At 48.3% G+C, this 17,898-nt stretch carries 14 protein-coding genes and 1 tRNA gene; 5 read left to right on the forward strand and 10 right to left on the reverse strand.

Translation table 11 applies throughout. From position 1 onward, the window contains the following. Positions 1-112: 112 nt before the first annotated feature. From F458_RS20940 to F458_RS0112760, 5 genes are all read right to left on the reverse strand, one after another. Positions 113-199: transfer RNA gene (locus F458_RS20940), tRNA-Leu, on the reverse strand. A gap of 75 nt (positions 200-274) precedes the next feature. After that, a complete protein-coding gene (locus F458_RS19545) occupies positions 275-964 on the reverse strand; it encodes a 3'-5' exonuclease (RefSeq protein ID WP_018983819.1) in 690 nt (229 codons plus the stop codon). Continuing rightward, on the reverse strand, positions 961-2,793 hold the full coding sequence (locus F458_RS0112750) for a DUF294 nucleotidyltransferase-like domain-containing protein (protein ID WP_018983820.1): 1,833 nt from the start codon (positions 2,791-2,793) through the stop codon (positions 961-963). The genes F458_RS19545 and F458_RS0112750 overlap by 4 nt, the downstream gene beginning before the upstream one ends. Positions 2,794-2,847: 54 nt before the next feature. Continuing rightward, the gene (locus F458_RS0112755) at positions 2,848-4,554 is read right to left on the reverse strand and encodes a sodium:solute symporter family protein (protein ID WP_018983821.1); all 1,707 of its coding nucleotides are present in this window, start codon (positions 4,552-4,554) and stop codon (positions 2,848-2,850) included. Positions 4,555-4,558: 4 nt separating this feature from the next. Then, the gene (locus F458_RS0112760; RefSeq protein ID WP_018983822.1) at positions 4,559-4,825 is read right to left on the reverse strand and encodes a DUF4212 domain-containing protein; all 267 of its coding nucleotides are present in this window, start codon (positions 4,823-4,825) and stop codon (positions 4,559-4,561) included. Between the two features lie 243 nt (positions 4,826-5,068). Here F458_RS0112760 and F458_RS0112765 point away from each other — a divergent pair, with 243 nt between their 5' ends. The 4 genes from F458_RS0112765 to F458_RS0112780 all read left to right on the forward strand — a co-directional run bounded on the left by F458_RS0112765 (position 5,069) and on the right by F458_RS0112780 (position 11,057). Then, positions 5,069-8,530, forward strand: a complete 3,462-nt coding sequence (locus F458_RS0112765; protein WP_018983823.1) for a PAS domain-containing hybrid sensor histidine kinase/response regulator — start codon at positions 5,069-5,071, stop codon at positions 8,528-8,530. Between the two features lie 125 nt (positions 8,531-8,655). Further along, the gene (gene rimK, locus F458_RS0112770) at positions 8,656-9,561 is read left to right on the forward strand and encodes a 30S ribosomal protein S6--L-glutamate ligase (RefSeq protein WP_018983824.1); all 906 of its coding nucleotides are present in this window, start codon (positions 8,656-8,658) and stop codon (positions 9,559-9,561) included. Next, the gene (locus F458_RS0112775; RefSeq protein ID WP_018983825.1) at positions 9,561-10,592 is read left to right on the forward strand and encodes a succinylglutamate desuccinylase/aspartoacylase family protein; all 1,032 of its coding nucleotides are present in this window, start codon (positions 9,561-9,563) and stop codon (positions 10,590-10,592) included. The genes rimK and F458_RS0112775 overlap by 1 nt, the downstream gene beginning before the upstream one ends. A 27-nt stretch (positions 10,593-10,619) precedes the next feature. After that, positions 10,620-11,057, forward strand: a complete 438-nt coding sequence (locus F458_RS0112780) for an ATP-dependent zinc protease family protein (protein ID WP_026294673.1) — start codon at positions 10,620-10,622, stop codon at positions 11,055-11,057. Positions 11,058-11,069: 12 nt separating this feature from the next. Here F458_RS0112780 and F458_RS0112785 read toward each other — a convergent pair whose 3' ends face one another. After that, positions 11,070-11,723: a response regulator transcription factor gene (locus F458_RS0112785; protein ID WP_018983827.1), complete on the reverse strand. Its 654-nt coding sequence runs from the start codon at positions 11,721-11,723 to the stop codon at positions 11,070-11,072. Between the two features lie 9 nt (positions 11,724-11,732). Then, entirely contained in the window at positions 11,733-13,679 is a 1,947-nt protein-coding gene (acs, locus tag F458_RS0112790; RefSeq protein WP_018983828.1) for an acetate--CoA ligase, read from the reverse strand. A 249-nt stretch (positions 13,680-13,928) separates the two neighbouring features. On the opposite strand from acs, the gene F458_RS0112795 reads away from it, so the two are divergent. Further along, positions 13,929-15,086, forward strand: a complete 1,158-nt coding sequence (locus F458_RS0112795) for a DcaP family trimeric outer membrane transporter (protein WP_018983829.1) — start codon at positions 13,929-13,931, stop codon at positions 15,084-15,086. 59 nt (positions 15,087-15,145) lie between these two features. Here F458_RS0112795 and F458_RS0112800 read toward each other — a convergent pair whose 3' ends face one another. From F458_RS0112800 to F458_RS0112810, 3 genes are all read right to left on the reverse strand, one after another. Next, the gene (locus F458_RS0112800; RefSeq protein ID WP_026294674.1) at positions 15,146-16,198 is read right to left on the reverse strand and encodes an aldo/keto reductase; all 1,053 of its coding nucleotides are present in this window, start codon (positions 16,196-16,198) and stop codon (positions 15,146-15,148) included. Positions 16,199-16,215: 17 nt separating this feature from the next. Further along, the gene (locus F458_RS0112805) at positions 16,216-17,277 is read right to left on the reverse strand and encodes a hypothetical protein (protein WP_018983831.1); all 1,062 of its coding nucleotides are present in this window, start codon (positions 17,275-17,277) and stop codon (positions 16,216-16,218) included. A 387-nt stretch (positions 17,278-17,664) separates the two neighbouring features. Then, positions 17,665-17,898, reverse strand: a 234-nt coding sequence (locus F458_RS0112810; protein ID WP_018983832.1) for an EF-Tu C-terminal domain-related protein, incomplete at its 5' end; no start/stop codon positions are given.

Consider the following 17,898-nt stretch of genomic DNA (forward strand, 5'->3'; position numbering starts at 1 on the left):
TTGCGCGCCGTTGAACGACAAAAATCTGTGATTTTTGGCTGGATTAGTCCGCCGACATATTCAATTGAGTATTGTGAGCGATTATATTAACGAGAATAAATATTGAAATGAATGGTGCCCAGGGGCGGACTTGAACCGCCACGACCGTGAGGTCACTAGCACCTGAAGCTAGCGTGTCTACCAATTTCACCACCTGGGCCAACAATAACAAAGTGATAACTCTGTTTCGCTGTGGATGCGCAATTTACGCAAGGTTCGTGATCTTGTCAATGATTTAGCGGTGTTTTTTACCAACTTTTTTCACTATCAGCGCGCCGGTGTGTGACAAGCGGCTTATCGGGTCTTCAGGACCAATGCCAAGCTCACAGGACTGCGCCAGCCACAACTCATAGCAAGCCTGAGCATCGGCCAGGGCATCATGCTCAGGGGCATCTGGCAGGCTGTATCGCTTCCGGCAAACACTGAGCTTAAGGGAATTATGACTTATTACGGCGCCTTGTTTTAGTAACAGGTACCGGGCCACCTGCATCGTGTCAATAATAATTAAAGTGCTGGTATCCAACCGAAACGAAGCAGCCAGCTTTACCAGCATCCCCTGCTCTAACAGAGCATGGTGACAAATGATGATATGGCTGTTAATCAGCGGATAAACTTGCTGCATTATCTTACGGACTGGGACACCCTGGCGAATAACCGGGGCGGTCAGACCATGGATCACCGGGCTCTGCTCTAAAGAGCGTGAGGTCTTTACCGTACTGTAAAAGCTTGTGGCTGGGGAAATACTCACGCCTGTCCCTTGCACCCAACCTACCGAAGTAATATGCGCATTAGCAGGATCCAGCCCGGTAAGTTCAAAGTCCAGCCCCAAAATTGAAGCTGTGCGCAGCGGCTGTTCAAGACGGCTGTCAGGCGCGTTACCGTAAACCCCGCTACGCCTTAATAGCCGCTGTAGCCAACCACTCATCCCATCCCTCCACTAAAATGCATCACTGCCGCCTGTTGCGCCCGGTCAATCGTTTTAAAAGCAGCTTTAAGCTGATGTTTTTCAATGGACGAGAGCTGATTGATTCGCACAAAATTATCGGTTGTATTATTCATTAACTGATGGCGCCAGCGCAATCGCCCCAGAAACAACCAGATTTCTTTTAAATTGGAGGCATCGTTTTTCGATAAAAAGCTTTCCTGCGGCAGAGAGTTGAAACGATTGACGGTGCCACTTTTAGGCACCTGTGCGGCAAGCGCATACAGGCGCGCCAGATTATTTATTATTGCCACAGCTCCGGTTTTTATATCAATCGCCTCTTTGGTCGGTGCATTTTTAGCGTACACAAACTTCTGAAACATCGACAACGGTACGGCCAGTTCGCCTGTACTTCGCGCCAGCGCGGCCAGAAAGATACTTTGGCTGAACAGCGGCAACCGGTGGCGTTGCATTTTATCGAATAACGCTGTATCACCGGCTACAGGCCGTACGTCCAGAAATATATTGAACTCAAGAATGGCAGCCGTGGTCGGTTGCTCCACCCAGCGACGAGCTTCATCAATGGCCTTATCGACAGACAGCCTGAGCGCAGGGTTACTGGCCATCATATTGCCGCTACACAGTTTGATGCCGCACTTGGCCAACCCCTGACAAACATACTCGGCCATACCGGCAAACCATAGCGACTGAGCCTCGCTGGGCGTATCTTCCAGCAGCAAGCCGTTGTCCTGGTCTGAGCCCATGGTTTGATCTTCGCGCGCTTGCGACCCATACACCAGCCAACACCACTTCATTGGCGCAGCGCCATGTTCTTCGCGGTAAAACTCGATGAGTTTGCGCGTCATAATATCGGTAGCCTGAGACAGCACTTTCCCCGCAATATCAAAGTCACCGGGCCGTTTTGCATGGGACGAAAAATAATGTGGAATCTGCCAGGCAAGCCTGGAAAGTTCGTATAAATTGGCCGCTTTTACTAAGGCCCCTATTATAAAAAGAACGTTGGCACGTTGCATTCGAATAACATCTGATGCGGTAATAATCCCCACTGGCTGCCTGCTGCCATTCTTGGTGACAGGCAAATGATGCACATTGTGTTCACTCATCAGGGTCATGGCATCAAACAATGTTTGTTGTTCACTGACCATCGCAGGGTTAGCGGTCATGATATCCGCCACTGGCCGGGCTAAATCCAGCCCTTGTGCGACTACCCGATTACGCAGATCACGGTCGGTAACAATCCCCACCAGTGCATTGTCTTCAATAATAATCAGGGAGGACACGCCATGGGTCGACATAGTTTTTGCCGCTTCCTGAACAGATGTCGAGCTGTTTGTTGTGATTGGCTCTTGTTTGAGCGTTTCATGCAATGGCTTATGCAGCCAGATGGAATTTGAGCTTTGCAATGCCTGACTTTGCAACGTATCGCTTTCCATGGTCCGAAAAAAAATTTCCACTGCGGAAAACTGTCTCGCTGTACGAAATGTCGCTGCGCTTATCACATAAACCAGACCACCTTCATCTACGGTGATATTCAGTGGTTCGTCGTTATCATCGATTATCGCTGAGTAATTAAAATAATCTCCTTCAGAAACATGACGAATCGTGTTCTGGCCTTTTTTAATCGTAAACTGGCCGCTGGAAATCAGATACAAGTCCTGACTACGGACATCGATCATTGAGGCTACATTTTCCGGGGAAAGATAAACCATTGTAATCCCCTGCACCAGCGTGTTCAGGGCCGACTCACTCAATGTATCAAAAGGCGCCGAATGAGAGAGAAAATCAATAACCTGTTGCGAGGCAACCTGCATAGTAAGACTCCTTATAAAGGTAAAAGCCCACCTTAAAAGGTGGGCTTTGGCCGTTTAGTGGGCTGAAGCAGCGCCGGAGCCTTTTGGATAGCGTATGCTTTCCACAAGTTGTTGTATTTCCTCCGGTGCATCTTTTGTGCATTTGAACACTAAGAATGCCACCACAAAGTTCACCACCATACCCAGGGTACCAATACCTTCAGGCGATATTCCAAACCACCAGTTCTCCGGTACGCTTGCCGCCGGGTTGATGAACTTAAAGTAAATGATGTAGGCGGCGGTAAAGGTTATTCCGGCCAACATACCAGCCACTGCTCCTTTATCATTCATGCGCTTGCTAAAAATGCCCATGATGATAGCCGGGAAGAAGCTGGATGCTGCGAGGCCGAACGCAAAGGCGACCACCTGCGCCACAAAGCCGGGGGGATTAATTCCAAAGTAACCGGCAATGAGTATCGCGATGGCTGCAGCCATCCTTGCGTAAAGTAGTTCTGCCTTATCCGAAATATTCGGCGCGAAGTTTCGTTTGAGCAAATCGTGCGAGACCGATGTCGAGATTACCAGCAAGAGGCCGGCCGAGGTCGACAACGCGGCAGCAACGCCACCGGCAGCAACCAGTGCAATTACCCATGCTGGTAAATTCGCGATCTCCGGGTTCGCCAGAACCATAATGTCGCGATCCACCTGCATTTCGTTGCGCTCATCGCCTGAATAAAACATTTTGCCATCGTTGTTTTGGTCGTTCCATTCAATCAGGCCGGTCTTTTCCCAGTTTTTGATCCACATGGGCGCTTCAGCATATTCGGTGCCCTGCATGTCCGGCCCGTTGATAGTATCTATCATGTTGGTCCGCGCAAAAGCGGCGAGGGAAGGCGCTGTGGTATAGACGATAGCGATAAAGGCCAATGCCCACCCTGCACTCTTACGCGCATCACTCACCTTAGGTACTGTGAAAAAGCGCACGATAACGTGGGGCAACCCTGCGGTACCCACCATCAGAGCAAAAGTGATGAAGAACACATCAATAGTACTCTTGGTACCGGACGTATATTCATTAAAGCCCAGGTCCACCAATATCCTGTCGAGATTTTCCAGCATATATACCCCCGACCCGTCGGCAAGCGTGGCCCCAAAGCCTGTTTGCGGCAGAATATGACCGGTGAGCATAATGGAGATGAAAACGGCCGGTACCACATAGGCAAATACCATTACACAAAACTGTGCTACCTGAGTGTAGGTAATGCCTTTCATGCCACCCAGTACCGTGTAGAAAAAGACAATGGCCATACCTATCAACACGCCAGTTACAATATCGACTTCCAAAAAGCGGCTGAACACCACGCCTACGCCGCGCATCTGGCCGGCTACATAGGTAAAGCAAACAAAGATGGCACAGAATACAGCAACGGTGCGGGCAGTTTGCGAGTAGTAGCGGTCACCAATAAAATCCGGTACAGTAAATTTACCGAATTTGCGCAGGTAAGGAGCCAGACAAAGTGCCAGTAGTACATAGCCGCCTGTCCAGCCCATCAGATAAACAGCACCGTCGTATCCCATGAAGGAAATCAGTCCTGCCATGGAGATAAATGACGCTGCCGACATCCAGTCTGCCGCTGTAGCCATACCGTTTAGTACCGGAGGAACCCCACCGCCTGCGACATAAAAATCATTGGTAGATCCGGCTCTGGCCCAGATCGCAATCGCTATGTACAACACAAATGTGGCACCCACGATTAGAAATGTAAGTGTTTGAATATCCATGGTATTATTCCTCGTTTACGCCGTACTTTTTGTCCAGCGCATTCATTTTTGCCATATAGACAAAAATCAGTGCCACGAACACATAAATTGCACCTTGCTGGGCGAACCAGAAGCCAAGTTTAAAGCCAAAAAACTGAATCTGATTCAGCGCATCCACAAACAGGATCCCCGCACCAAACGATACGACGAACCAAATAACGAGCAGCTTTACCAGAAGAGAGAGATTCTCTTTCCAGTAAGCGACTTTGTCATCGTCATTTCTAAACGCCATTGTCTTTCCCCTCTTACCAGGTTAACTAAATGTTTATTTTTTACATTATTCCAACCAACGATTCTTTCTGTTATCAGTAGCTGTCTGAGACTAAGTCGAATAACAGAAAAAACCTTTGGCAGGAAAGCCTTTATATACTCTAGCCCTGGTCAGTAAATCTACAAATGCGACGATGGTCGTAGGTCGATGCCATACTAAACAGGATATTATTCACATAGTAATGTTAAGCAGGTGTAAACAATTATGACGTTTGGGTGGATTGCGCTGGCGCTGTTTTATCTGGTGGGTTTGTTTTATATCGCCCGTTGGGGAGACCGTAACTCGCCAACCGCAAGATGGCTGACTTCGCATCCTGCGATATATTCTCTGGCGCTGGCCATTTACTGCACCGCCTGGACATTTTTTGGTGCGGTAGGTCAGGCTAGTCAGTATTCATGGGATTATCTGCCCATTCTACTGGGCCCTATTCTGGTTTATCTATTTGGCTATCGGTTTATCAAGAAGCTGACTGTGGTCAGTAAAAAACAACATATTACAACGGTGGCTGACTTTATCGCCTCGCGATACGGCAAGCGGCAAACCGTGGCGTTACTGGTAACATTGATTGCGCTATTGGCGACCATTCCTTATATCGCTTTGCAGCTGAAAGCCATCGGCTCAATGTTTCAGTTGCTAACCCAACAGCCTGATACTCATCTTATCATTATAGTCGCGACACTGTTTATTGCGGTATTTGCGATTTACTTCGGCACCAAACAAACTGATGTGACAGAGTATCGGCGTGGTCTCATGCTGGCTATCTCGTTTGAATCGTCCATCAAGCTTTTAGCCCTGGTGCTTGTGGCTGTAGTAGGTTATTCGGCATGGAATAGTGAACAGACTATCTCTGTGTCCAAAGTGTTTTTTAGTAAAGAAGCCTTAAGCCAGTTCGGCTCTATGAGTTTTATTGCCCAGACCGTTATGGCCGCTGCCGCGGTGATTTGTTTGCCCCGCCAGTTTCACGTTGCCATTATCGATAATCTCAGCCTGAGCCACCTGAAAACAGCCCGCTGGTTATTTCCGTTGTACCTGGCGATTATCGCCACCGTTATTCCCATTATCGCAGTAGCAGGCAATATTTTATTCGACCAGAACACTGTTGAGCCTGATACCTATGTGCTATCGCTGGCGATGTACTCGGAGTCTTTATTCCTACAAGTTATTGTGTTTATAGGCGGACTATCTGCTGCCACTGCCATGATCATCGTGGCCACCCTGACGCTGAGTACCATGTTGACCAACGATGTGATTTTGCCTCGTATATTTGCATTAAGAGGCGATGCCCATAACACCCGTGACTACACCCGTAACATCAGACTGATGCGCCGGCTGGTGATTGGACTCATTCTGCTACTGGCTTTTATCTACCATCAGCAGATGACCTACAGTCGTTCACTGCACTCCATCGGTCTTATCGCATTTTCGCTGGTTATTCAGCTGTTGCCGGCAATCGTAGGCGGGTTGTACTGGAAACGAGGTCATGCCCATGGTGTGTACGCTGGCCTGCTGGTTGGACTGACAACCTGGATTCTGTGGCTGGTGCTGCCTCTGCTTAACAGCGATGCCCCCAGCCAGGCCCAAAATGCTATTTACAGTCAGGGCGCGATGATCAGTTTACTGGCAAATATTGTTGCCTATATTGGCTTTAGCTTATTCGCACCGCCAAGGTTGATTGACAAAATTCAGGCGGAAGCCTTTGTCGCCCCCGCTGACGCGAGGCTTACCAGCCGCGGTAAACTGGCAGTAACCACCACTGCTGGCGACCTTATCACGCTCTTGGCCACATTCATGGGCAGCGGCCGGTGTGAGCAGTTAATTGCAGATTACGAACAACACAACCACCTGCAAATAGCCCGCAGTTCATTGCCTGATGATGACTTCATGTCTTTTTGTGAGCGCGCCCTCGGTGGTGTTATCGGCGCCGCCAGCGCTAAAGTATTGATCGATAGTATCACGCGGGGGAAAAAGCTGGACTTTGCTGAGGTAATAAACTTTTTTGACGATACCACCCAGGCGATGCAGTTTAATATGACTGCCCTGCTGACCTCTCTGGAGAATATTGATCAGGGAATAAGCGTAGTGGATAAGCATTTAAACATGGTCGCCTGGAACAAAAAATACACTACCTTGTACCCCTATCCTGAAGGCATGTTGACGGTAGGCACGGCGGTAGAAAAGCTGGTGTATTACAATGCCCAGCAGGGTGAGTTCGGACCTGGAGATATTGATGATCAGGTAGAAAAGCGCATGGAGCATTTGCGGGCCGGTACCCCGCACCGGTTTACGCGTCAGCGTGGTGACGGACGGGTTATCGAAATGGTAGGCAACCCGCTGCCTGGTGGCGGGTTTGTGACCAGTTTTACTGACATTACCGGCCACATCGAAATTCAGCAGGCGCTGGAAGAATCCAATATTGATCTGGAAGCGCGAATCAAAAAGCGTACTGAAGAAGTTCACTCAATAAATGCAGAACTCAGGCTGGAAATAGAGCGGCGTTCAGAAGCGGAAAAAGAGCTGATTCGTGCCCGCAAAGCGGCAGAGGATGCCAATGCCAGTAAAACGCGTTTTCTGGCGTTAGCCAGCCATGATGTTTTACAACCGCTAAATGCTGCAAAACTCTATGTCAGTGCACTGGAAGAGGGAGAATTACCCGAATCCATGCAAAATATCGTGCGAAAGCTGTCCCACAGTGTGTCATCCAGCGAAACACTTATTGCAACATTGCTGGACATTGCTCGGCTTGATCAGGGAGAGTTAACACCCTCGCTTGAGCCTGTCCACCTGCCCTCACTCCTTGCTCCTTTGCTGGATGAAATGGCAATGCGTGCAGAAGAGAAAAATTTGCGCCTGAAAGCCCGAATGCATAATTGCTGGGCGATGGCAGATAAAACCTATCTGTACCGTGTGATTCAAAACCTGCTTTCAAACGCTGTAAAATACACAGAGACAGGACGAATTCTGTTTCGGGTAGTGGTCAGCGATAAACATGTGATTTGTCGTATCTATGATAGCGGGGTGGGCATATCCGAAGAGCATCAGGGTTTGATTTTCAGCGATTTTTATCGCACTGATGAAACGCAGGGCCAGGGTATGGGACTCGGTCTGGGCGTAGTACGACGACTGAGTAATCAGTTAAAAGGGACCATCACGGTGGACTCGGTACCGGGCCGCGGCAGTTGCTTTGCGTTGACTTTGCCCCAGGCGTCACAACGGCAGAAAAACTTGCCTAACCGTACTCACCGACCTGCGCAGTTTCAGGGGTTGCGGGTATTATGCGTTGACGACCAACAGGAAAATCTGGATGCGCTGAGCATTTTGCTGGAAAAATGGGGCGTAAAGGTGGTGACCGCCAATAGCTGGCATGAAGCGATTACCCAGGCAGAAATTTTTTCCCCACAGATTTTGCTGATGGACTATCAGCTCAGTGAAAATCACAACGGGTTAGATTTGATTGAGGCCATACGCGCCCACCTGAATATAGTATTACCCGCCTCACTGGTTACGGCAAATCAGGAAGACGCTCTGCTGGCTCAGGCGCGTGAACAAGGCGTCAATTATCTTAGTAAACCTATAAAACCGGCAAAACTACGGGCCTTGCTGCAAAGCATGACCCGCTATATTAAAGAAGCCAGTACGAAAGAGGCGGCGACCAAAGCGAATAAATAAAATTATACAGTCGTCACTACAAAATTATTTTACTTAGCAAGTCGATGCCGTCATGCTACCTTCGAACTTTTGTATTGCCAGGGCAGTACAAATCATAACCTACCTATAAATTAAGGATTTTTGCGATGCGTATCGCAATACTGTCAAGAAACCCGAAGCTTTATTCGACCAGACGTCTTAAAGAAGCCGGCCTGGAACGCGGCCATGAAGTTGAAATCATTGATACCATGCACTGTTACATGGATATTACCAGTGCCAACCCGTCCGTACGTTACAAAGGTAAGCGCCTGCCTAAATATGATGCAGTGATTCCGCGCATTGGCGCATCAGTGAGCTTTTACGGAACGTCGGTAGTCAGACAATTTGAAATGATGGGCACCTACAGCATTAACGAGTCTGTTGCCATCAGTCGTTCACGAGACAAGCTTCGTTCATTGCAATTACTCTCCCGCAAGGGTATCGGCATGCCTCGTACAGGGTTTGCTCACCACCCGGATAAAATCGACGATCTTATAAAGAATGTCGGTGGCGCTCCTGTAGTAATTAAGCTGCTGGAAGGTACGCAGGGAATTGGCGTAGTGTTAGCCGATACCGCGAAAGCAGCAGAGTCTATCATCGAAGCGTTTATGGGGTTGAACGCTAGTATTTTGGTGCAGGAATATATCAAAGAAGCAGGCGGCTCGGATATTCGGTGCTTTGTAGTAGGCGACAAAGTTGTGGCCGCCATGAAGCGACAGGCCGCACCGGGCGAATTTCGTTCAAATCTTCACCGGGGTGGTTCTGCCAGTCTGGTCCGCTTGTCGCCCGAGGAACGCAAATGTGCAGTGGATGCAGCCCGTACAATGGGTCTGAACTGTTGCGGTGTAGACATCCTGCGCGCTAACAGCGGGCCGGTGGTTATGGAAGTAAATTCGTCGCCGGGTCTGCAAGGCATCGAGACATCAACCAGTAAAAATGTGGCAGGTATGATTATCGAATTTATAGAAAAAAATGCCACGCCGCACAAAACAAAGACACGAGGTAAAGGTTAGTGTCAAATGCTGATTTAGTCATTGGGGGTATTGCTGTTGCCCCCGGAGAAACGACCAAAATTCAGCTGGAAATGCCGCCTTTATACACTGCTACAAGCATGAGTATTCCGGTTTACGTAAAACGCGGTAAGCGTCCCGGCCCGACCATGTTTGTCAGTGCCGCCATTCATGGCGATGAGCTCAACGGCATCGAAATTGTGGCCCGCCTGATACGTTCCAAATCTATAGAACGCATGCGTGGCACGCTTATCGCTGTGCCCATGGTTAATGTTTATGGGGTACTTAACCAATCGAGGTATTTACCAGACAGGCGGGACCTGAATCGCTGTTTTCCGGGCAGTAAGAAAGGCTCTCTGGCTGCGAGACTGGCAAACCTGTTTTTTACTGAAGTCGTTTGCAAATGTGATGTAGGCATTGATTTACATACCGGCGCTATTCATCGAAGTAATATTCCTCAGATCCGGGCCAACCTGGATGATGAGGATGTTATGGAGATGGCCAGGGCTTTTGGTGTGCCTGTTGTACTCAATGCCGATATCAGAGATGGCTCGCTTCGTCAGGCAGCCAGTGATGCAGGCGTCAAAATGCTGCTTTATGAAGCCGGTCAGGCGCTGCGTTATGACGAGTTTTCGGTAAGAGCAGGAGTCAAAGGCGTGATTAACACTATGCGTCATTTAGGCATGCTTAATAAACGTAAAAGTAAAGGTCACGACATCCAGCGTTTTATTGCGCATCAGAGTGGCTGGGTGCGCGCTCCGGAGAGCGGATTTGTAACCCATATCGCGCAGCTGGGTGATCATGTAGAAAAAGGTGACCGGCTGGCGGTTGTTGCTGACCCGTTTGGAGAACCGCAGGCAACCATTATTTGCCCTGCTGAAGGCGTTGTTATTGGTAAGCAGAATATTCCCCTGGCGCAGGAGGGTGAAGCTATCTATCACGTTGCTTATTTTAGCCGTGCTGAAGCGGTGGCTGAACATGTGGAGTTACTTCAGGATAGTCTGGTACCCACTGAACAATCAGATTCCGAGTAAAGGTATAAAACGTTGAGCAATTCGAATATAGAACATAAAAGTATTGTTGGCGCGCTGGAGCTTTGCAATTTACCCGATCTTGCCATTACAGATTTGCACGTGCGGGTAGACAGCGGGGCAGCGACATCTTCACTGCATGTGGATAATTTGGAAGAGTTTGAGCAGGATGGCGAGCTTTGGGTCAGTTTTGACATCCATCCGGACATTCATAACGTTGAGACGGTAACCCGTCGTCAGTCGCCGGTGTTGGGGCAAAAGCGCGTCAAAAGTTCCACGGCCACCCGCGAACGTCGGTACGTTATCCAAACGCCAATTGAAATGGCGGGACAACGATGGGACATCCAGCTGACACTAACGGACCGCTCAGAAATGACTTACCTGATGTTATTGGGGCGTGAGGCAATGTCGGGCCGATTGATTGTCGACCCGGAATTTGACTATCTTTTGTCGCCTGAAAAAGCCTGACATAATTCGCCGTCAGGTTTGTTTTTGAACCGGCGGCTCTAATTCCAGTTGTGAGGCAATCAGTACTGCCTGAGTACGGTTGTTAATACCCAGCTTTTTGAAAATCGCGGTAACATGGGCCTTCACGGTCGCTTCTGCAATGCCCAGGTTATAGCCAATTTGCTTGTTAAGCAGGCCATCCCGCATATAGCATAAAACCTTGTACTGAGAAGGCGTAAGGTTGGCAACATTATCTGCCAGCTCACTGAAACTCTCATCGACTTCTTCCAGATGCCCGGTGACGGATTCCGGTACCCATATATCGCCATCAAGAATCACCTCGACAGCTTCTGCTATATCGCCAGAGCTGGCGGTTTTTGGAATAAAACCCAATGCACCTACTCCGACAATTTTAGAGATAATTGTGGCATCCTCAGTACCTGATACCACTGCCACTGGCAGGCCGGGAAAAAGCTTACGAATATGAAGTAGTCCAAATAAGTCATTGCTGCCGGGCATATGTAAGTCCAGCAGCAACAGATCAACATCTTCACTTTGTAAAAGAGAGACAGTCTGGTTGAGATCCCCGGCTTCCAGCACGTTTAGATCTGGCCAGTTTAGTGATAACGCGCCCTTCAGGGCATCCCGGTACAACGGATGATCGTCAGCAATGAGCAGCGTTATCATTAGTATCCCTTATTTATTCAGCCTCTGCTCGATGAGTGTATCAACAACTGAGGGATCCGCCAACGTTGAGGTGTCACCTAGCTGGTCATGCTCATTGGCGGCAATTTTACGCAAAATACGCCGCATAATTTTGCCGGAACGAGTCTTGGGCAGCCCCACCGACCATTGGATCATATCCGGTGTAGCAATCGGACTTAGTTCCTGCCGTACCCAGTCACGAAGCTCTTTGGTTAGCGCCTCATCGGGCTCTACGCCTTCGTTGGGCGTAACATACACATAAATACCCTGCCCTTTCAGATCATGCGGGAAGCCAACTACAGCGGCTTCTGCTACTTTACTGTGGGCCACTAGTGCGCTTTCAATTTCAGCGGTACCCAGGCGGTGACCGGAGACATTCAACACATCATCCACCCGTCCGGTGATCCAGTAATACCCGTCCTCATCACGCCGCGCGCCATCGCCGGTAAAGTAAACGCCTTCATAGGCACTAAAATAAGTATTAATAAAACGCTCATGGTCGTTATATACAGTTCGCGCCTGACTTGGCCAGCTGTCTTTAATAACCAAATTACCTTCCGCTTCGCCATCCAGCTCATTCCCTTCTGCATCAAACAATGCCGGCTGAATACCGAAAAATGGTCGGGTTGCAGAACCAGGCTTTAATGACGTTGCACCCGGTAGTGGTGTAATCATATGTCCACCGGTTTCCGTTTGCCACCAGGTATCCATAATCGGGCACTTACTCTGCCCTATGACCCGGTAATACCACTCCCATGCTTCAGGGTTGATCGGCTCTCCTACTGTACCCAGAACCTTTAATGATGACAGGTCACATCCCTCAGCGGGCTTGTCTCCATGGGCCATAAGAGCCCGAATTGCAGTAGGCGCGGTATAAAAGCTATTTACTTTATACTTTTCAATAACCTGGGCGATACGACGTACATCCGGGTAAGTCGGTACGCCTTCAAAAAACACTTGAGAGGCCCCGTTAACCATCGGGCCATAAACCATGTAACTATGGCCGGTAATCCAACCTACATCCGCTGAACACCAGAAAATATCTTTGTCCTGATAATCAAACGCATATTTGAATGTCATAGCAGTATACAAAAGATAGCCGCCCGTGGTGTGCACCACGCCTTTGGGTGTACCAGTGGAGCCTGAAGTGTATAAAATAAACAGCGGATCTTCAGCGTTCATTACTTCAGGTTCACACTGTGCTGAGCAGTCTTCGACCAATTCTTCCCAGACCACGTCGATATCATCATTCCAGGCAACATCACCGCCGGTGAGTTTATGGCATATCACGTTTGTGACGGAGGGACATGCGCCTTGGGAGAGGGCTTTATCGACATTTTGCTTGAGTGGCACGCTGCGGCCGCCACGGCGACCTTCATCACAGGTAATAACCACTTTTGCCGAGCTGTCGTTGATACGGTCAGCGATAGCATTAGGCGAAAAACCACCAAAAATCACAGAATGAACTGCACCGATTCTGGCACAGGCCAGCATCGCGTAGGCAGCATGCGGCACCATGGGCATATAGATCGCAACCCGATCCCCCTTACCGACGCCTAAATTTTTAAGCCCGTTGGCCAGCTTACACACTTCGTAGTGAAGCTGCTGATAAGTAATTTCTTCGCTATCTTCGGGAGAATCTCCCTCCCAGTAAAGCGCAACTTTTTTTGCATTGTTGGCCAGGTGACGGTCTATACAGTTGTAGCTGGCGTTAATCTCGCCATCTTCAAACCACTTGATAGAGACATCATTTTTCCCAAAATGCGTATTTTTGACTTTGGATGGTTGGGTATACCAGTCGAGAAAATCGGCGTGTTTTCCCCAAAATCCAGACGGATCCTCTACCGATTCTTTATACATTTGCGTATATTGCGCTTCGTCCAGATGGGTGGATTGCTTAATTTGTTCAGGAACGGGATACGTCTTGTTGGCAGTCATAATTTGCGCCTCCGGTGTAAAATTTTAATTTCAGCTTACTGATACATCAATGTAGCGAGTATTGATTAAAGCAAAATGAGACTTTGGTCTTACCGCGACATCCTGGTCAATCCAGCGAAAAAAGATCTACGACTATCGTCTTATGCGACTATCCGCTTATTTTATATAGTCGATACTTAGTCCACCCTTATGGGAATTCACGATTAATTAACATTATTATAACCAAACACACTCACACGGGACAGACTGATGAAAAATACGTTGAAAAAAACCGCCGTGGTTTGCGCAATGTCAGCAGTAGGCTTAGGCGTAAATGCCGCCACACTCGACGATACCAAAGTATCTTTCTCCGGCTATATAAAAACTGACGCACTGATTTCAGATTATTCTGACGGAACCCTTGCTTCAGGCAGTATCGGGCGGGAATTCTACATCCCTTCACTGACGCCGGTGGGTGGGCCCGATGAGGATGTTCAGTTTGATGCGCATATTCGTCAGTCACGTTTCAGATTTACAACCGAAACGCCTGCGGATGGAAATGAGACAATTAAAGGCGTACTGGAACTGGATTTTCTGGTTACCGACGGTGGCAATGAGCGGATTAGCAGTTCCTATCTCCCCCGCGTGCGACACGCTTATATCCAATACAAAAACTGGTTAGTAGGCCAGACATGGACAACCTTCATGGATGTTTCGATTCTACCCGAAACACTGGACTTTATTGGTGTGACAGATGGTATAACCTTTAATCGGCAGACGATGCTTCGATACACTAATGGCGGGCTGCAGATTGCTCTGGAAAACCCGGAAACTACTGTGACCCCATTCGGCGGTGCCGGACGGATTGTGGCAGATGATAACTCTGTGCCTGATCTCATCGCGGCGTATACCATGCAGGATGACTGGGGACATGTGAAAGTTGCAGGTCTCGTGCGTCAGCTGTCTTATAATGATGGTGCATTAATTGACGACGATGAAACTGGCTACGGCATTGCTATTTCGAGCAAAATCAATTTAGGCTCAGGCGATGATATCCGCATGATGTTCAATACTGGTGTAGGCATGGGCCGCTATTCATCGCTTAATACCGCCAATGGTGTTGTGATCACTCAGGATAATCAGCTTGAGACCATTGATTCATACGGATATTCTCTTGCTTACCGGCACATGTGGAGTGAACGAGCTCGATCATCAGTTACTTTCTCGGCACTGAATGTCGACAACGATACCGCACTAACCGGTATGGGTGTAACAGAGAGCACCTATAGTACCCGTGTTAACTATCTTTACTCGCCTACCAGTGCAATCACTGTAGGTGCGGAATACACATTTGCTAAGCGCGAAATTGAAGCGGGACTTGAGGGGGATATGAACCGTATCCAGATTTCTGCTAAGTACGCGTTTTAAAGACAACAGGATAAAAAAAGCGGACTGTGTCCGCTTTTTTTATTATTTTCAATATATGACTAAAACGCAAGCGGATAGCGCTGTAATGTACGGTCTATCGCCTCTGTCGCCTCGGCAGACAACACTTTAGAAAATGCCTCGATATTTTCCTGCAACTGCGCCGTCGACGTCGCACCAATGATTGTAGAGCTTACACCTGGTACATTTTTGCACCATGCTAATGCCAGTTGCGCTGGTGATATACCTTCCTTACGGGCAATATTGGCGTAATGGGCTGTAGCCTCATTCGCCATTTCGGTATCGCGAAACAAACCCTGTCGCTGAACGTAAGTCCAGCGAGAACCTTCAGGACGGGCTCCGTTTTGATATTTACCGCTTAACATTCCTGTGGCCAGTGGAGACCAGGGCAAGTAAGCAATATCCTCAAGGTGACACATTTCAATCAGATAGGGCCAATCTTTAGCGTGCAGTAAGCTGAATTCATTTTGAATGGATACCGGCCTGGGCACGTTAGCTTCATCACATAATGTCAAAAACGTATGAATTCCCCAGGGCGTATCATCTGATAATCCCCAATGCCTGATTTTACCGGCCTTTATCGCTTCACCCAGCGCCAGGACAATGCCACGCATCTGATGAATTTCATGTTCTTTATCAATCTGCGTGGGATTAGTCATGCCCACCCATTGCTTGCCGAAATGGGGCGTAGGACGGTTAGGCCAGTGGAGCTGATAAACATCAATATAATCGGTCTGGAGTCTTTTTAATGATGCATCAATTGAAGAGGAAATAGCTTGCTCTGTTATGCCAGCACCGTCACGGATCCAGGAGATCCCGCCACCCGCAATTTTAGACATGATAACTAATTTTTCACGCTTGCTTTGATGCCGGCTTAGCCAGTTCCCGATAGTGCGCTCAGTGTCGGCGTAAGTTGGAGCATTGGGCGGTACCGGATACATCTCTGCCGTATCCATTACATTGATCCCCGAGTCCAGCGCCAAAGACATTTGCGCATCGGCATCTTGCTGGGTGTTTTGGATCCCCCAGGTCATAGTTCCAAGACATATCTCTGAGACCGATATTCCACTGCTTCCAAGTTGGTTATACTTCATTCTGCTCCCGGTATTAGCTATAGATTGCCAGGTTGTTTTTTAACATTATTTTTATCATCCAATGCTGCTTGTGTTTTTGCCAGGCGTTCCTCCGTGGATCGCCGGGATTCCACCATTTCGTTAGCAAGTTCTGCCAGTGATTTAAACTCTGCAAACCCAAGCTGTTTAGGGTCGATACGCTGATACTCCCGCTTGCAACGGTAGAAAAACATCACAAAGTTAGCAAAAGCCCGGTGAAATGTCGCGAAGCTTTTGATCAGCAACAGAATCAAAACAGCGCTGGTAAGTATCGCTATCACCAGACTATACAGCTTAACTTGTCTGGTTTGCGTGATAATAAGCGGTTGTAGTGCACTATCAATTTCCCTTAGCAGTTCTTCTACCTCATGGGCCTGACGGCGAAAACGACCTCTTAAGCCGTCACTGTGTGTCAGTCCCATGGTTTTCATGGCGCTAACAAGCTGTGTAAACGTAGCTTCGTAATCATCTAACACCGCTGCTGAGCGGGGGGACGCAGCGTCTGCTTTTGCCTGGCTGACTAACCGGTAAAACTGATGTATTGCATCGGGATCCTGAAATAGCATAAACTCCCGGGCTGATAAGCGGGCTTTTGCAAATAGCCCGTCTGGCATGCTAAACATTGCCATTTGTCTTTCGCTTTCAGCCAACTCGCCGGTGAGACCCAGCGATGCAGACAGACCTATTTGGGTCTGTAATTCAACTACCTGCTCAAACAAGCGCGCGTAGTCTTGCATACTTTTTTTCAACTGGGTGGGAATTTCTCTGGCAAAACCATGCTTGGTTAACACTGGAGAGAGCTGGTCCAGTTGTTGATGAAAATGGCGCGCACGAACTGTGAAGCGGTTGTAGTAATCAATCTGATGACGAAGCAGGAAATCTTTTTCATGCCGGCGCATTTGCAACAAATCCTGGCCTAACCTTAATAACGAGGCGTGTTGCTGATGCAGTGATACTAGTTTCTGGGTAAAAAATTGCTGACTTATAATCAGTAATGACATACCAGTAATACAGATAAACAGCATCAAAAGCATGCGCGACTTTATAGAGTTAAATTTCATAGGGCTGCTACGTTATTATTTTTATATATAATAAACGCCGATTATGACTGTCAGATTGCAGGTTAACGCTGTTTGAACAGGTGAATGGCCACGCCCTTACTTTATAAAAGCCCAATAAATGTCAGCGTTAGTTTATTGTAATTGCCAGGCGTTGGTGAGATTAAATTAATAGATGTAGGGAAATAAGGGCAAAGCAGCGGCAGGTTGCCCGGGGCACTACGGGTCACTCAGGTTACTTAAAGCGATAAGCAGGGTTAGACGGAAAATACAGCACATTTACGTTGTCATGGACTGACAGGCCAGATATACCTATTCAGGACGGATCACAGACACAAAAAAGGCCGCTTACGCGACCTTTTTTCTTGTTAGCTCTAAGTGTGTTTCAGATTATTCGATAATCTTAGAAACAACACCTGCACCAACAGTTCTACCACCTTCACGGATTGCAAAACGCAGACCTTCGTCCATCGCGATTGGCGCAATCAGCTCAACAACAAATTTCAGGTTGTCGCCTGGCATTACCATCTCTACGCCTTCAGGCAGCTCAACAGCACCTGTTACGTCAGTGGTACGGAAGTAAAACTGTGGACGGTAACCTTTAAAGAATGGCGTGTGACGGCC

It is taken from the genome of Salinimonas chungwhensis DSM 16280, from assembly GCF_000378185.1.
GTDB lineage: Bacteria > Pseudomonadota > Gammaproteobacteria > Enterobacterales > Alteromonadaceae > Alteromonas > Alteromonas chungwhensis.

Bases quoted from the DNA above. Each gene is read 5' to 3' on its own strand.
- F458_RS19545 (WP_018983819.1), bottom strand. From the start codon at position 964: ATGAGTGGTTGGCTACAGCGGCTATTAAGGCGTAGCGGGGTTTACGGT.
- F458_RS0112750 (WP_018983820.1), bottom strand. From the start codon at position 2,793: ATGCAGGTTGCCTCGCAACAGGTTATTGATTTTCTCTCTCATTCGGCG.
- F458_RS0112755 (WP_018983821.1), bottom strand. From the start codon at position 4,554: ATGGATATTCAAACACTTACATTTCTAATCGTGGGTGCCACATTTGTG.
- F458_RS0112760 (WP_018983822.1), bottom strand. From the start codon at position 4,825: ATGGCGTTTAGAAATGACGATGACAAAGTCGCTTACTGGAAAGAGAAT.
- F458_RS0112765 (WP_018983823.1), top strand. From the start codon at position 5,069: ATGACGTTTGGGTGGATTGCGCTGGCGCTGTTTTATCTGGTGGGTTTG.
- rimK (WP_018983824.1), top strand. From the start codon at position 8,656: ATGCGTATCGCAATACTGTCAAGAAACCCGAAGCTTTATTCGACCAGA.
- F458_RS0112785 (WP_018983827.1), bottom strand. From the start codon at position 11,723: ATGATAACGCTGCTCATTGCTGACGATCATCCGTTGTACCGGGATGCC.
- acs (WP_018983828.1), bottom strand. From the start codon at position 13,679: ATGACTGCCAACAAGACGTATCCCGTTCCTGAACAAATTAAGCAATCC.
- F458_RS0112795 (WP_018983829.1), top strand. From the start codon at position 13,929: ATGAAAAATACGTTGAAAAAAACCGCCGTGGTTTGCGCAATGTCAGCA.
- F458_RS0112800 (WP_026294674.1), bottom strand. From the start codon at position 16,198: ATGAAGTATAACCAACTTGGAAGCAGTGGAATATCGGTCTCAGAGATA.
- F458_RS0112805 (WP_018983831.1), bottom strand. From the start codon at position 17,277: ATGAAATTTAACTCTATAAAGTCGCGCATGCTTTTGATGCTGTTTATC.